We start from the raw sequence: 13,100 nt of genomic DNA, 5'->3' as shown, positions 1-13,100 counted from the left end.
GCCAGATCGGGATGCGGGTCGGGGCCCGGCCGCGGGCGCCCGGCGGCCCGTCGGCCGCGTGGGTGAACCCCACCAGCGCCGCCGGCCGGAACCGGCTCACCAGGTCGGCCAGGGCCGCGGCCGACAGGTCGGGGTCGAGCAGCGCGATCGGCCTGCCGGTCTGCCAGGCGGCGAGATAGCGCAGCACGGACGCCAGGTTGTTGCGCATGCCGCAGAACAGCGGCCCCGGCCGCAGCCGGGACAGGGCCTCGGCCACGCGGGCGACGCGCCGGGCCAGCTCGTCGCCGGCCAGCCCCTCCTGCTCGCCGGCGACGACGAGCCCGGCCTGCCGGGATGGGAACATCACGACACCAGCCCGCCGTCGACCCCGAGCACCTGGCCGGTGATGTACGACGCGCCGGGCGAGAGCAGGAACGCCACCGCCTGGGCGACGTCGTCGGGCCGGCCGAGCCGCCGCAGCGGGGTCGCCGAGATCGCCGTCTCGCGGTCGTCGGGCCGCAGCGTCTTCAGCATGTCGGTCTCGACGTAGCCGGGGGCCACGGCGTTGACCCTGATGCCCGCCGGGCCCATCTCCCTGGCGGCGGCCAGGGTGAGCCCGATGACGGACGCCTTGGTCGCGGAGTAGGCCGCCTGGTTGGCGCCGCCCGCGCGGCCCATGAGCGAGGAGACCAGCACGACGGCGGGGCCCTGCCCGCGCAGCAGCAGCCGGAACGCCAGTTGCAGCGTGTGGGCCGGAGCCAGGGCGTTGGTGCGGTAGAGCTCGTCGAGGGTCTCGGCGCGGGTCATGGCCAGCGGGCCGGAGGCGTAGACGCCGGCGTTGACCACCAGGGCGTCGAGCCGCCCGTGGCGCCGGGTGATCTCGCGCATGTGGCCGGCGACCGCGGCCCGGTCGGCCACGTCGCCGTGGACGGACCACGTCTGGCCGCCGGTCGCCGCGGCCACCTCGGAGGCGGCCTTCTCGGCGCGCTCGGCGTCGCGGCCATGGAGGACGACGGTGTGGCCCGTGGCGGCCAGGGTGGTGGCGATGGCGCGGCCGATGCCCCTCGTCGACCCCGTGACCAGGGCGACGCGGGCCTCAGACCGCGGCTGCGCCGATTCCATGCTTCTCCAGCAGCTCGCCCGCCTTGGCGAACGAGCTCATGTCGATCATGTCGTCGGTGTCGATCATGATGGAGAACTCGTCCTCCATCGCCGCGATCAACGCCATGTGGGCCAGGGAGTCCCACTGGGGGATGCCGCGGTATTCGAGGCGGTCGACGTGTGCGTCGGCCGGCAGGTTGAGCGCCGTGCGGAAGACGGCCCGCAGGCGGTCGAGATGACTCATAATGTCTCACTCTCTGTCCTCAAGCCACGACGCAGTGTAGCGGGGATTGTGGTGGCGGGAGAAACCAAACCCCCGACGTGAGTAATGGAAGCGTATAACGGCGCGTGGCCGTCGTTCGGGGCTGGGAATGTCCCAAGGGGCGCGCCAACCGCTACAGGGGGAATGATGGACGAATCCAATCACTGGTACGGGCACTCGCGCATTCTGGGCAGGTACTGCGAGCTGCCGGACGAGACGCCGAAGCGAATCCAGGGCTTCCTTCAACACGGATGGAACTATCTCCACGGATTTCCCCCGAACGACCACTGGTGCAGTCCCGGCTATCCCCGTTTCATCTGGTCTGACGTGCTTCGTCGTCGGGGCTGGTCCATGGGCAGGCGCGGCCACTACCTCATCGGCGCGCCCTGGATCTACCTGCTTTACCTGGAGCCTGAGCTCGGCGTGGTCTCCGAACGGAAGGGTACGATCTGGTATCCCTTTCATGGCTGGGAAAAGTCCTCCGTGACCGGAGACCATGCCCTCCTCGCCGACGAAATCCGAAATGTCGAGACCGAACCGGTAACCGTCTGTCTTTACTGGCTGGAATATGCGAATCCGGACATTCGGCGGGCGTACGAATCGAGGGGGTTCAAGGTCATCTGTCACGGCGAGCGCGGCTCCCGGTGGGAGAGCAAGGGGCGCGACTTCCTGCGCCGGCAGCTGATCCAGTTGCGGCGCCACCGCAGGGTGGCCTCCAACCGGCTCGGCAGCGCGCTGTTCTACGGCGCCTCCGTCGGCTGCGAGGTCGCCGTGTACGGAGACCCGATGCAGTACGAGGACGAACGCCCCGAGTACGGCGGCACGGCGCGCCGCATGCGGCTCTGGCCCGAGCTGCACGGCACGCACGTCGATCCCGAGCTGGCCGCCGAGGTGGCGCGGCAGGAGCTGGGATTCGAATATCAGGCGACACCGGAGGAGCTACGGCGAATGTTCGGATGGAAGCGGGTGCCCGGGGGAGCGCCGGCAGGAGGAGGCGCGGCGGGAGCCGGACGTCCCGGGGCCTGGGCGAGGGCGACCGCCTCCGGACGGCCGCTCCACGGGGTGACGTCATGAGCGAGCGTGTGAGCGAGGCGCCCGCGAACGTGCGCCTGATCGGCGGCGAGATGCTGCTGTGGTCGGACCTGTCCAACATGGCCGGCGTCACCGACTGGCGCGGCGCGGCCCTGGAGCTGGTCACGCGCGTGATCCCGGCGACCGGGCGGGTGCTGCTGGTCGGGCCGCACCCGCAGGTGCTGGTCGACGACGTGGTGGACCGGGCCGGCGAGACGGCCGTGCTGCTGCGGTCCTACCCCGACGCCTGCGCCCTCGGCGAACGGCACCCGCGGCTCGAAGTCCACTGCGGGCGGCTCGACCTGTTCGACGCCGACGAGCCGTACGAGCTGGTGCTGGCGCTCGACGGGCTGCTGCGCACGCACTCGGCCGAGGCGCCGGCGGCGGCGTGGATCGAGTCGCTGCACGCGCTGTCGGCCCTCGTCGCGCCCGGCGGGCGGCTGGTGCTGGGCGTGCGCAACGACCTGGGCGTCGACCGGTTCATCGAGGCCAGGCCCGCCGACCGGGAGGGCGGCGACGACCAGTGGGCCCCGCACGGGTTCGACCCGAGCCACCCGAGCGGGCCGGGCGCCCTCGACGGCGCGCTTGAGGGGGCGGGGCTGAGCGTCGAGCGCTGCTACGCGGCCTATCCGGGGCGGCAGGCCCCCGGGCGTTGCTGGCGCGCGAGGCGCTCGCCTTCGACCTGCCGGAGGCGATCACGTTTCCGCTGAGCGCCAAGGGCGGCGACCGCATGCTGGTGGCCGACCCTCTGCGGCTGACCCGGCTGGTGTTCCGCCACCGGCTGGGGGAGGAGCTGGCCCCGCTGTGGCTCGCCGTCGCCACCCGTCCGCCGTCGCCCCCGCACCCGCCGGGCACGGAAAGCACGGAAAGCACGGAAAGCACGGAAGGCGCGGAAGGGGCCGACGGCCCGGTCGAGCTGCCGCTCGGCCTGATCGAGGAGGGGGCCGTCGTCCACGAGCTGACCAGGGGCGGCATGCGGCGGTTGCCCGACGGCGCCGAGCGTCCGGTCCCGGCCGGCCGGGTGGTCGAGGAGATCCTGGTCGAGGCGTGCGCCCGCGAGGACACCAAGGCCGTGCGCGAGCTGCTGTCGGCGCTGGCCGACTGGCTGGAGGCCGACGGCGGCCCCTGCGTGACCGCCGACGGCCTGGTCCACGACGGCGAGCGGTTCGCCGCGATCGTGCAGACCGCCGCGCCGGCCGTGCCGCCCGAGCCGCGCGTGGTGCTGTGCAGGGTCCTGTGGCGGTTCGCCGTACGGCTGCTCGCGGCGGGCCACCATCACCCGTGGCCGTGGCCGCTGGAGGCCGACCAGCTCACGCTGACCCTCTGCGGCATGGCCGGACGTCCCTGCGACCAGGGCGACCTCGACCTGGCCCGCAAGTTCGACGCCGAGCTGGGCCACCCGGCCGAGCACGCCGACCCGCCCACCTACCGTGACCTGCTCGGCGCCCGCGACCGCCTGGCCGACCAGCTCACCGCCGCCCTGGCCAGGATCTCCCGGCTGGAGACCAAGCTCTCCTACCGCGAGCGCGAGCTGGTGAGGGCCAGGTCCAAGCTGAGAAGGACCCAGCGCAAGTCCGCCGCCTACCGGCGCACGCTCGGGTACCGCCTCTCCCGCCGTCTGGCCCGTCCGCGCAAGGTCGCCCGCCGGGTCTTCCGACTGCTGTCCGGCTGACGAGCCGACGACAACGCTGAGGAGTGCATGTGCCGGTTCTTTCGGTGATCGTCCCGTTCCACAACGTCGAGAAGTACATCGGTCCCTGCCTGGACTCCATCTCCGGTCAGACGATGTCCGACCTGGAGGTCATCTGCGTCGACGACGGCAGCCGCGACGACGGTTGCGCCGAGGTCGAGTCCAGGCAGGCGGCCGATCCCCGGATCCGTCTCATCAGGCAGCCCAACCAGGGCGTCGGGCGGGCCCGCAACGTCGGCCTGACCCAGGCCACCGGCCGCTACCTGGCCTTCGTCGACGGCGACGACACCGTGCCGCGGGAGGCGTTCAAGCGGCTGGTGTCCTCGCTGGAGTCCACGGGCTCCGACCTGGCCTGCGGGAACGTCATGCGGCTCTACCGCAACCTGCTCATCCCCTCCTGGGCCCATCGGGAGGCGTTCGCGACGCCGATGAGGCGTACCCACATCACCCGCCACCCGCTGCTGATCCGCGACCGCATGTTGTGGAACAAGGTCTACCGCCGGTCCTTCTGGGACCGGCTGGGCCTGAGCTTCCCCGAGCGCATGTACGAGGACCAGCCCGTCGCCATGGCCGCCCACGTGGGCGCCCGGTCGGTGGACGTGCTGTCCAAGGTCGTCTACCACTGGCGGCAGCGCGACGAGCCCGGCTCCTCGATCACCCAGCGCCGCCTGGAGCCGGGCAACCTGCGCGACCGGCTGCTGTCGGTGCTGCAGACCGCCGACCTGCTGGCCCGCGACGCGCCGGGGCTCAAGCCCGACTTCGACCGCGACACGCTCGACATCGACATGACGGTGGCGGTCGAGGCGGCCGCCACGACCGGGGTGCGGCCCGAGCTGCTCGACCTGATGGTCCGCTACCTCGACGGCGTGTCCCGCGAGTCCTGGCTGAGCGTCCCGTTCGAGCACCGGATCCAGGTGCACCTGCTGCACCGGCGGCGGCTGCAGGAGCTGGCCGTGGTGCACGAGCAGGCCCGCGAGGGCCGGCTGCAACCCCGCGTCAGACCGGCTGGCCTGCTGCGCAGGCGCTGGTACGGCCGCCACCCGGCGATCCCGGCGTACCTGTCGGAGGTCTCCGAGGAGCTGACGCTGACCGCCCGCCTGGTGTCGCTGGAATGGCGGGACGGCGTGCTGACCGGCGCGGGCCGGGCCGCGCTGGGCCGCTTCGACGCCGGCGCGCTGCGCCGGGTGCGCCTGCGCGCCTGGCTGGCCGAACGCGCGACCGGCGAGATCATCCGCCTGTCGGACGAGGTGAGCGCCCCCGTCTGGGAGACCGTCGAGCTGGAGGAGGGCGTCGCGGCGCCCGAGCACGCCTTCCCGTTCGCCTTCGCGGTCGATCCCGCGGTGTTCACGTCCGCCCAGCTCGCCCGGCGCGGCCACTGGGACCTGCGCGTGCAGCTGCGGGGCCACGGGCTGAGGCTCGACGCCAGAGTGGCCGGGCCGCGCTGGCTGCCGCCGCAGGTGCCCGCGCCGCGCCGCAGGTCAGGTGTGTGGCTGGTGCCGGCGCGCGGCTCCAAGGGCGGGTGGGGGCTGCGGCTGCGCAACGCCCAGGCGCTCATCGGCGAGTGCCGCGTGGACGACGGCGACCTGGTGTTCTCGGGCCGGATCAACGACCTCGGCGACGGTGAGCCGGTGGTGCGGCTGCGGCGCAAGAGCGACGGCGAGGAGATGTACTTCCCCGTCGCGCTGGCCGGCCAGGACTTCTCCGCACGCGTGCCGCTGGCCGGCATCGACGAGTGCGTCGGCCGCGAGTCGTGGTGGGAGGTGGTCATCGACCAGGGCCGGCCCATCCGCCCGCTCGTCCGGCGGGCCGAGCGCCAGGTCGCCACCGTGGACGACCGGCGCTTCCTCATCGACCGCAGCGAGGACGGCTGCCTGCTGCTGGCCGAGCGCTGAGGGCCGGCTCCTCAGGCGAGGATCGCGGTGAGGGTCTCGACGACGAGGTCCTGCTCGCCGTCGGTCAGGTCGGCGAACAGCGGCAGCGACAGCTCCTCGGCGTAGTACGCCTCCGCGCGCGGGCACAGCCCACGCCGGTAGCCGAGGTCCTCGAACACCGGGTGCCAGTACGCCGGGATGTAGTTGACCTGCACGCCGATGCCCGCGGCCCGCATGCGGTCGTAGACCTCACGCCGGCGGCCGTCGCGCACCCGGACCGGGTAGAGGTGCCAGCTCGGCGTGACGTAGGCGCGGCGGCCGGGCAGCGTGAGGCCGGGCACGTCGCGCAGCAGCGTGTCGTACCGGGCGACCAGCTCGGCGCGGCGGGCGCGGAAGCGTTCGAGGCGGCGCAGCTGGCTGACGCCCAGCGCGCAGAGCACGTCGGGCAGCCGGTAGTTGAGGCCGAACTCGTGCACCTCCTGGTGCCAGCCGCCGTGGCCGGGGTCGCGCTGCCCGGCCGGGTCGCGGACCAGGCCGTGGTTGCGGAAGCGGGCGGCCCGCTCGAATCGGCCGGGGTCGGCCACCGCCACCGCGCCGCCCTCGGCGGTCGTCACGGTCTTGGTCGGGAAGAACGAGAACGTCGTCAGGTCGGCCACCGACCCCACCGGCCGGTCCTTGTACGACGCGCCGATCGAGTGGGCCGCGTCGGCCACCAGCACCGCGCCGGCCTGCTCGGCGAGCGTGCGCAGCTCGTCGTAGTCGGCGGGATGGCCCGCGTAGTCGACGCCGGTGACGGCCTTCGTGCGGTGGGTGAGCAGCGCGGCGACCGAGTCGGGGTCGATGTTGCCGGTGTCGGGCTGGACGTCGGCGAAGGCCACCCGCGCGCCGCGCAGCACGGCCGTGGCCGCCGTGGCGACGAACGTGAGCGGCGAGGTGATCACCTCGTCACCCTGGCCGACGCCGGCCGCCACGTAGGCGACGTGCAGCGCGGCCGTGCCGGACGTGACCGACACGCAGGGCACGCCGCCGGTCCACCGGGCCAGCTCGTCCTCGAACAGCCTGACCGCGGGGCCGGTGGTCAGCCAGTCGCCGCGCAGCACCTCAGCCACCGCCTCGATGTCGGACTCGATGATGGACTGCCGTCCGTAGGGCAGCATCAGCCGGCCACCATGTCGCGCAGGTCGCGCACGGACAGCCATCGGTCGTTGGTGTCGGAACGGTAGGAGAAGCCCTCGGGCAGCAGCTCGCCGGTCTGTGGCGCCTGGTAGCCCCAGGTCGCGATCGTGGGCTGGACGACGTAGCGGTCGGCCAGGCGGAGGGTGCGGCGGCCGTCGTCGGGGCCGATCATCTCCTCGTGCAGCTTCTCGCCCGGCCTGATGCCGATCTCGTAGACCGGGCTGTCGGGGGCCAGCGCCTCGGCCAGGTCGGTGATGCGCATGCTGGGGATGCGCGGCACGTAGAGCTCGCCGCCCTGCATGAGGTCGAAGGAGTCGACCACGAACCGCACGGCCTGGTCGAGGGTGATCCAGAACCGGGTCATGCGCTTGTCGGTGATCGGCAGGCTGCCGCCCTGCTCGGCCAGGCGCAGGAAGAACGGCACCACCGAGCCCCTGCTGCCCACGACGTTGCCGTAGCGGACGACGGCGAAGCGGGTCTCGTGGGCGGCGGCGTAGTGGTTGGCCGAGACGAACAGCTTGTCGGCGACCAGCTTGGTGGCGCCGTAGAGGTTGATCGGGCTGGACGCCTTGTCGGTGGACAGGGCGACGACCTTGCGCACGCCGCAGTCGATGGCCGCCTCGACCACGTTCTGGGACCCGGCGACGTTGGTGCGGACGTACTCGAACGGGTTGTACTCGGCCGTGTCGACCTGTTTGAGCGCGGCGGCGTGGACGACGTGGTCGACGCCGTGCATGGCGCGGGTGAGGCGGTCGCGGTCGCGTACGTCGCCGATGAACCAGCGCAGGCGTTCGTCCTCGCCGAAGAGCTGCTTGAGCTCGTACTGCTTGAGCTCGTCGCGGGAGAAGACCACCAGGCGGCGCACCCCGAGCGAGTCGAGCGCGTGGCGGATGAACGCCTTCCCGAAGGACCCCGTGCCTCCGGTGATCAGAATGGACGATCCACTGAGAATGCTCACGCGGCCCCCTGAAAATCGCGCTGACGAACTGTGGTCGTTAGAGCTGGCCGGTAGCATAGCGCGACTGGTCAACCACGTATGGTCACACGGGGGAATGTGGTTTTGATGCGTATTGTCGGGATCATCCAGGCTCGGATGGGCTCCACTCGGCTGCCCGGGAAGGTGCTGCGCGACCTCGGGGGGCGTTCCGTCCTGGGCTGGGTCGTGCGCGCCGCGCGCGAGTCGCGGGCGCTCGACGACCTCGTGGTGGCCACGACGACGCAGGCCGCCGACGACGCGGTGGCGGCCGAGTGCGACCGGCTCGGCGTGGCCTGCCATCGCGGTCCCGTCGACGACGTGCTCACCCGGTTCATGGAGGCGCTGGCCGGGCGGGAGGCGGAGGCGGTGATGCGCTTCACGGCCGACTGCCCGCTGCTCGACCCCGTCGTGATCAGGGAGGCGGCGCTGGTCTTCCGCGCTGTCCCGGGCCTCGACTACCTCAGCACGAGCCTGGCCAGGACGCTGCCGCGCGGGCTCGACGTCGAGATCGTCGGCCGGGCGGCCCTGGAGCGCGCCGACGTCGAGGCCACCGGTTTCCACCGCACCCACGTGACCTCCTACGTCTACGCGCACCCGGGCGAGTCGCGGCTGCTCGGCCTCGCCCACCAGCCCGCGGCCGACGACCTGCGGGTCACCCTCGACACCGACGACGACTGGCGGCTCATCGCCCGCGTGGTCGAGGAGCTGGGCGACGCCTGCGTCCCGGTGCGCACGCTGGTGAGCTGGCTGCGGGCCCGGCCCGAGGTCTGCGAACTCAACGCCCACGTGCGCCAGAAGGAGCTGCAGGACGCATGAGCGGGCGGGTGGGCGTGCGCTGCGACGCCGCGGCGGGGAGCGGGGCCGGACATCTGGTGCGGTGCGTGGCGCTGGCCGAGGAGCTGCGCGCGAGGGGCGTCGAGGTGGTCTTCCTCGGCGCGGTCTCCGGTTCGGAATGGGCCATGGACCAGCTCAGGAGCCGCGGGCTGCCGTTGGTGGCCGCCCCCGGGCGGCCCGACCGGCTCGCCGCGCTGGCGTGCGAGCTGCGGCTCGACGCCATGGTGCTGGACTCGTACGAGCTGGCCGAGGGCACCGGCGGGGCGCTGCGGGCGGTGGGCTTCCCGGTGCTGGCGATCGTCGACGGCGACCCGCTGGGCCAGGAGGCCGACCTCTACCTCGACCAGAACCTCGGCGCCGAGGACCGGCCCTTCCCGCTGCCGCGCGACTCCTGGCGGCTCGCGGGCACCCGGTACGCGCTGCTGCGCGACAGCGTCCGGGGGCGGCGCAGGGTGCGGGAGCCGGGGCCGGTGCCGCGGGTGCTCTGCTTCTTCGGCGGCACCGACAGCGCGGGCGTGGCCCCCGCCTGGGCGGAGGCGCTGGCCTGCACGGGCGTGCCGTTCCAGGCCACGCTGGTCAGCCCGGAGCCGTTCGAGGCGGGCGAGGGCATCACCGTCATCCCGCCCACCGACCGCCTGCCCGAGCTGATGGCCGCCGCCGACCTCGTGGTCACCGCCGCGGGGTCGGCCATCTGGGAGCTGCTGCACCTCGGCGTGCCCACGGCGCTCAGCTGGGTGGCCGACAACCAGCTCGTCGGCTACCGGGCGCTGGTGGGCCGGGGGTGGCCGCCGGGCTGGGCCGGGTGGCCGACGCCGAGGCCGTCGGCGTGCTGGCCCGCCTGCTCGCCGACCCCGCGCTGCGGGAGGAGCACGGCAGGCGGGGCGGCGGTCTGGTCGACGGCAAGGGAAGGGAACGCGTCGCCGACGCCTTCCTCGACCTGTGGATCAGATGAGGTCCCAGGTCAGCGGCGTGCCGAGGGGCGCGTCGCGGGTGAAGCGGCGGCCGGTCACCTCGTCGATGGCATCGGGGCGCAGGCCGCCGGCGGGGCGGATCGACCGGACGTTCTCCCTGGTCACCGCCTCGCCCGCGCGTACGTCGCGCACCACGTAGAGCGAGCGGCGAAAGCGCAGCCCCTCGCGCTCGGACTCGCGCGGCCCGAGCACCGGGCGGCCCAGCGACTGCCACGCGCGCTCGCTCTCCTCCACCAGCGCCGCCAGCTCGGGCGGCTCCAGCGAGAAGGCCGCATCGACGCCGCCGTCGGCGCGCGACAGCGTCACGTGCTTCTCGATCAGGCACGCGCCCAGCGCGACCGCCGCCAGCGCGGCCCCGATGCCGGGGGTGTGGTCGGAGACGCCGACCTCGGCGCCGGTGAGCGCGGCCAGCAGCGGCAGCGAGCGCAGGTTGCTCTCGGCGGGGGAGGCGGGGTAGGAGGCGGTGCAGGACAGCACGGCGAGCTGCGTGCAGCCCGCCGCGCGGGCCGCCGTCACCGCCGCCTCGATCTCACCGGCCGTGGCCATGCCGGTGGAGATGATCAGCGGCTTGCCGGTGGAGGCGGCCAGCCTGATCAGCGGCAGGTCGACGATCTCCGACGACGCGATCTTGTACGCCGGCGTGTCGAGCTTCTCCAGCAGCTCCACGGCCGTGGGGTCGAAGGGCGCGGAGAAGGCCAGGAGGCCGTGCTCGCGGGCCCGCTCGAAGATCGGCTCGTGCCACTCCCACGGCGTGTGGGCGCGTTCGAACAGCCGGTAGAGGTTCTCGCCGCCCCACAGCTCGTGCCCGTCGCCCACGCGGAAGGCGGGGCCGTCGGCGTCGACGGTGATCGTGTCGGGCCGGTAGGTCTGCAGCTTCAGCGCATGGGCCCCGCCGGCCGCCGCCGCGTCGACGATGGCGAGGGCCCGTTCCAGGCTGCCGTTGTGGTTGCCGGACATCTCGGCGATCACGAACGGCGGCCGGTCGGCCCCGATCGCCCGCCATCCGATGGACATCATCCCTGTTCCTCCTTGTGCAGCTCTACGGCGACTTGTACAGCTCTACCGCGACGACCTCGCGCGGCACCCCGTCGACTGGCATCCGGTAGGTCGCGACCTCGGCGAACCCGAAGCGCCTGTGCAGCCGCCGCACCGGCTCGTTGTCGGCCAGCACCTCGCCGCGCAGGGTCGTCAGGCCGAGCGGGCCGAACGCGTGGTCGATGGCGGCCCGCTCCAGGCCCACCCACGCCCTCAGCAGCGCCCCGGACCGTTCGAGGCCGTCGAGGTCGAGGTAGAAGCCCCAGGAGGCGCGCTCGCCGCCGAGCTCCGAGTACGTCACGACCCCGGCGCCGGCCCCGTCGTGCTCGTAGATCAGCACCTGCCTGGCCGGGTCGGCGCGGACGGCGGACCACCAGCGGGCGTGCTCGCCCTCCGAGATCTCGTGGCCGGTGAAGCTGGCGGCGCGCACTTTCGGATGGTTGCGCCATTGGCGCATGACGGGCAGATCGCCGTCCTGGACGCGTCTCAGCACCGCTCCCCCTACCATTCGTGCTCGACTCATTGCACAACGTAGCGGATTCCGTGCCGGGTAAAGAGCTCATCAGGGACGGGCATCGAACGCGGAACAGGCGAGGCGGCCACGGCATGCTGCCCTCGACCGCCTTCCACGAAAGCCAAGGAGCGTCATGATCCCCCTGCTCAGTGTCGTCGTACCGGTCCACAACGTGGAGCCGTACCTGACGGAGTGCCTGAAATCGCTGGCCGCCCAGACCATGGAGGACTTCGAGGTCATCATGGTCGACGACGGCTCGATCGACGGCAGCCGGCGGCTGGCCGACGACTTCGTGGCCCGAGATCCCCGCTTCACGCTGGTCGAGCAGCAGAACATGGGGCCGGGGCCGGCCCGCAACGAGGGCGTCAGGCGGGCCAGGGGCACCTACCTGGCCTTCGCCGACAGCGACGACGTCGTGCCGCCGCACGCGTACGAGGTGCTGCTCGCCAAGCTCGGGGAGACCGGCTCCGACCTGGCGTGCGGCGCGGTCAGGCGCATGGTGGACGGCGTGCTGGAGGAGTCGATCCTGCACGAGCGCGTCTTCCGGCGGCCCGTGCTGTGCACGCACATCACCGACAAGAAGGTGCTGGTCAGGGACCGTACGGTGTGGAACAAGGTCTACCGCGCCGACTTCTGGCGGCGGCACGGCCTGCGCTTCCCCGCCGGCATCTACGAGGACGTGCCGGTCGCCATGCAGGCCCACGTCCTGGCCACCAGCGTCGACATGGTGGACGACGTCGTCTACCACTGGCGCCGGCGCGAGGAGGGGGAGACGTCGATCACGCAACGCCGCTCGCAGCTGCCCAACCTGCACGAGCGCCTGGCCGCCATCCGCGCGGTGCGCGCGTTCCTGGACGACGGCGCGCCGGAGCTGCTGCCCGAGTTCGACGCGCTGGTGCTGGAGAAGGACATCATCTTCCTGTTCCAGGCGCTGGAGTCGGCGCGGGAGGCGGGCGAGGACCTGGTGCCGCTGCTGGGGCTGGCCGACTCCTGGCTGGACGAGCTGAGCCCGCGCGCGCTGGCCGGCGCGCCCTCGCTGCGTCGCCTGGAGCTGCACCTGGTCAGGCGCGGCATGATCGACGAGCTGCGTGCGGTGCGCGACTTCCGCCGCAGCCGCGTGGACGGCACCCGGGTGCGCCCCCGCGGCTTCCGCACCGTCAACTGGTACGGCGACTACCCCTACTTCCGGCGGCGACGGCGGCTCGGCATCCCCGACGAGGTCTACGACGCCCGCGACGAGCTCAAGCTGATCGCCAGGGTGGACGACTGCTCCTGGACGGGCGCCGGGTTCCGCCTGCGCGGCGAGGTGGCCATCCACCGGGTCGAGCGCAAGGTGGGCAAGGTGAGCGTGTGGCTGAGCGACGGCCGCCGCCGGGTGCCCCTGGAGGTCCGGCGCGCCGGCCGGTACGGCGTGGTGGCCGACATCGACCCCAGGGCGCTCGAAGGCGGCGGCCCGACCTGGCGGCTCCTGGTCAAGGCCGAGACCCGCGGGCTCGTGCTCAAGGGCTCGTTCAGGGACGGAGACGCGCACGGTGCGTGGCGGTTTTCCCTGCAGGGTTGGTCAAGAAGCGGCATGGACATCCCCCAGTAGTTCCAGACAGTAATCGTCAGACGGCGGTC

At 72.8% G+C, this 13,100-nt stretch carries 14 protein-coding genes and 1 pseudogene; 8 read left to right on the top strand and 7 right to left on the bottom strand.

The features are described 5' to 3' along the window. Nucleotides 1–11 precede the first annotated feature (11 nt). Nucleotides 12–179, top strand: a complete 168-nt coding sequence (locus tag ACNF49_RS53025) for a hypothetical protein (RefSeq protein ID WP_482942383.1) — start codon at nucleotides 12–14, stop codon at nucleotides 177–179. A gap of 163 nt (nucleotides 180–342) precedes the next feature. Here the strand turns inward: ACNF49_RS53025 and ACNF49_RS53020 are convergent, their stop codons facing one another. Then, nucleotides 343–1,101, bottom strand: coding sequence for an SDR family NAD(P)-dependent oxidoreductase (locus ACNF49_RS53020; RefSeq protein WP_357982577.1), 759 nt, complete (start codon nucleotides 1,099–1,101; stop codon nucleotides 343–345). Beyond that, a complete protein-coding gene (locus ACNF49_RS53015) occupies nucleotides 1,076–1,324 on the bottom strand; it encodes an acyl carrier protein (RefSeq protein WP_357982574.1) in 249 nt (82 codons plus the stop codon). Before ACNF49_RS53015 ends, ACNF49_RS53020 begins: the two co-directional genes overlap by 26 nt. A 165-nt stretch (nucleotides 1,325–1,489) precedes the next feature. Here ACNF49_RS53015 and ACNF49_RS53010 point away from each other — a divergent pair, with 165 nt between their 5' ends. The 4 genes from ACNF49_RS53010 to ACNF49_RS52995 are packed head-to-tail and all read left to right on the top strand — an operon-like array spanning nucleotide 1,490 to nucleotide 5,995. Then, nucleotides 1,490–2,416, top strand: coding sequence for a hypothetical protein (locus ACNF49_RS53010; RefSeq protein ID WP_498703750.1), 927 nt, complete (start codon nucleotides 1,490–1,492; stop codon nucleotides 2,414–2,416). Further along, a complete protein-coding gene (locus tag ACNF49_RS53005; RefSeq protein ID WP_482942381.1) occupies nucleotides 2,413–3,123 on the top strand; it encodes a class I SAM-dependent methyltransferase in 711 nt (236 codons plus the stop codon). The genes ACNF49_RS53010 and ACNF49_RS53005 overlap by 4 nt, the downstream gene beginning before the upstream one ends. Beyond that, a complete protein-coding gene (locus tag ACNF49_RS53000) occupies nucleotides 3,066–4,085 on the top strand; it encodes a hypothetical protein (protein WP_482942380.1) in 1,020 nt (339 codons plus the stop codon). Before ACNF49_RS53005 ends, ACNF49_RS53000 begins: the two co-directional genes overlap by 58 nt. Before the next feature lie 29 nt (nucleotides 4,086–4,114). After that, the gene (locus ACNF49_RS52995; RefSeq protein ID WP_482942379.1) at nucleotides 4,115–5,995 is read left to right on the top strand and encodes a glycosyltransferase family 2 protein; all 1,881 of its coding nucleotides are present in this window, start codon (nucleotides 4,115–4,117) and stop codon (nucleotides 5,993–5,995) included. An 11-nt stretch (nucleotides 5,996–6,006) separates the two neighbouring features. On the opposite strand, the gene ACNF49_RS52990 is transcribed toward ACNF49_RS52995, so the two are convergent. Next, nucleotides 6,007–7,131 (bottom strand): DegT/DnrJ/EryC1/StrS family aminotransferase, encoded by a 1,125-nt coding sequence (locus ACNF49_RS52990; RefSeq protein ID WP_482942378.1) that lies wholly within the window; start codon nucleotides 7,129–7,131, stop codon nucleotides 6,007–6,009. Then, nucleotides 7,131–8,108 (bottom strand): UDP-N-acetylglucosamine 4,6-dehydratase (inverting), encoded by a 978-nt coding sequence (gene pseB / locus ACNF49_RS52985; protein WP_482942377.1) that lies wholly within the window; start codon nucleotides 8,106–8,108, stop codon nucleotides 7,131–7,133. Before pseB ends, ACNF49_RS52990 begins: the two co-directional genes overlap by 1 nt. Before the next feature lie 105 nt (nucleotides 8,109–8,213). Here pseB and ACNF49_RS52980 point away from each other — a divergent pair, with 105 nt between their 5' ends. Further along, a complete protein-coding gene (locus ACNF49_RS52980; protein WP_498703746.1) occupies nucleotides 8,214–8,942 on the top strand; it encodes a cytidylyltransferase domain-containing protein in 729 nt (242 codons plus the stop codon). Between the two features lie 352 nt (nucleotides 8,943–9,294). Here ACNF49_RS52980 and ACNF49_RS52975 read toward each other — a convergent pair whose 3' ends face one another. After that, nucleotides 9,295–9,705: a hypothetical protein gene (locus ACNF49_RS52975; protein ID WP_482942375.1), complete on the bottom strand. Its 411-nt coding sequence runs from the start codon at nucleotides 9,703–9,705 to the stop codon at nucleotides 9,295–9,297. Between the two features lie 36 nt (nucleotides 9,706–9,741). On the opposite strand from ACNF49_RS52975, the gene ACNF49_RS52970 reads away from it, so the two are divergent. Continuing rightward, entirely contained in the window at nucleotides 9,742–9,912 is a 171-nt protein-coding gene (locus ACNF49_RS52970) for a hypothetical protein (RefSeq protein WP_482942374.1), read from the top strand. Here ACNF49_RS52970 and pseI read toward each other — a convergent pair. Then, complete coding sequence (pseI, locus tag ACNF49_RS52965) at nucleotides 9,905–10,948, bottom strand: pseudaminic acid synthase (protein ID WP_482942373.1); 1,044 nt, start codon at nucleotides 10,946–10,948, stop codon at nucleotides 9,905–9,907. The genes ACNF49_RS52970 and pseI overlap by 8 nt on opposite strands. Before the next feature lie 22 nt (nucleotides 10,949–10,970). Beyond that, entirely contained in the window at nucleotides 10,971–11,459 is a 489-nt protein-coding gene (locus ACNF49_RS52960; RefSeq protein WP_482942372.1) for a GNAT family N-acetyltransferase, read from the bottom strand. Between the two features lie 142 nt (nucleotides 11,460–11,601). Here ACNF49_RS52960 and ACNF49_RS52955 point away from each other — a divergent pair. Further along, a pseudogene (locus tag ACNF49_RS52955) lies at nucleotides 11,602–13,071 on the top strand (glycosyltransferase family 2 protein); the annotation flags it as partial. Between the last annotated feature and the right edge of the window lie 29 nt (nucleotides 13,072–13,100).

The sequence above is a fragment of the Actinomadura sp. ATCC 39365 genome, from assembly GCF_054392275.1.
The sequence above is the reverse complement of the archived record's forward strand: the minus strand, read 5'-3'. Positions and strand labels throughout refer to the sequence as shown.

Excerpts from the sequence above, each read along its gene's own strand:
- ACNF49_RS53025 (WP_482942383.1), top strand. The coding sequence starts at position 12 with ATGCGGGTCGGGGCCCGGCCGCGGGCGCCCGGCGGCCCGTCGGCCGCG.
- ACNF49_RS53020 (WP_357982577.1), bottom strand. The coding sequence starts at position 1,101 with ATGGAATCGGCGCAGCCGCGGTCTGAGGCCCGCGTCGCCCTGGTCACG.
- ACNF49_RS53015 (WP_357982574.1), bottom strand. The coding sequence starts at position 1,324 with ATGAGTCATCTCGACCGCCTGCGGGCCGTCTTCCGCACGGCGCTCAAC.
- ACNF49_RS53010 (WP_498703750.1), top strand. The coding sequence starts at position 1,490 with ATGGACGAATCCAATCACTGGTACGGGCACTCGCGCATTCTGGGCAGG.
- ACNF49_RS53005 (WP_482942381.1), top strand. The coding sequence starts at position 2,413 with ATGAGCGAGCGTGTGAGCGAGGCGCCCGCGAACGTGCGCCTGATCGGC.
- ACNF49_RS52990 (WP_482942378.1), bottom strand. The coding sequence starts at position 7,131 with ATGCTGCCCTACGGACGGCAGTCCATCATCGAGTCCGACATCGAGGCG.
- ACNF49_RS52980 (WP_498703746.1), top strand. The coding sequence starts at position 8,214 with ATGCGTATTGTCGGGATCATCCAGGCTCGGATGGGCTCCACTCGGCTG.
- pseI (WP_482942373.1), bottom strand. The coding sequence starts at position 10,948 with ATGATGTCCATCGGATGGCGGGCGATCGGGGCCGACCGGCCGCCGTTC.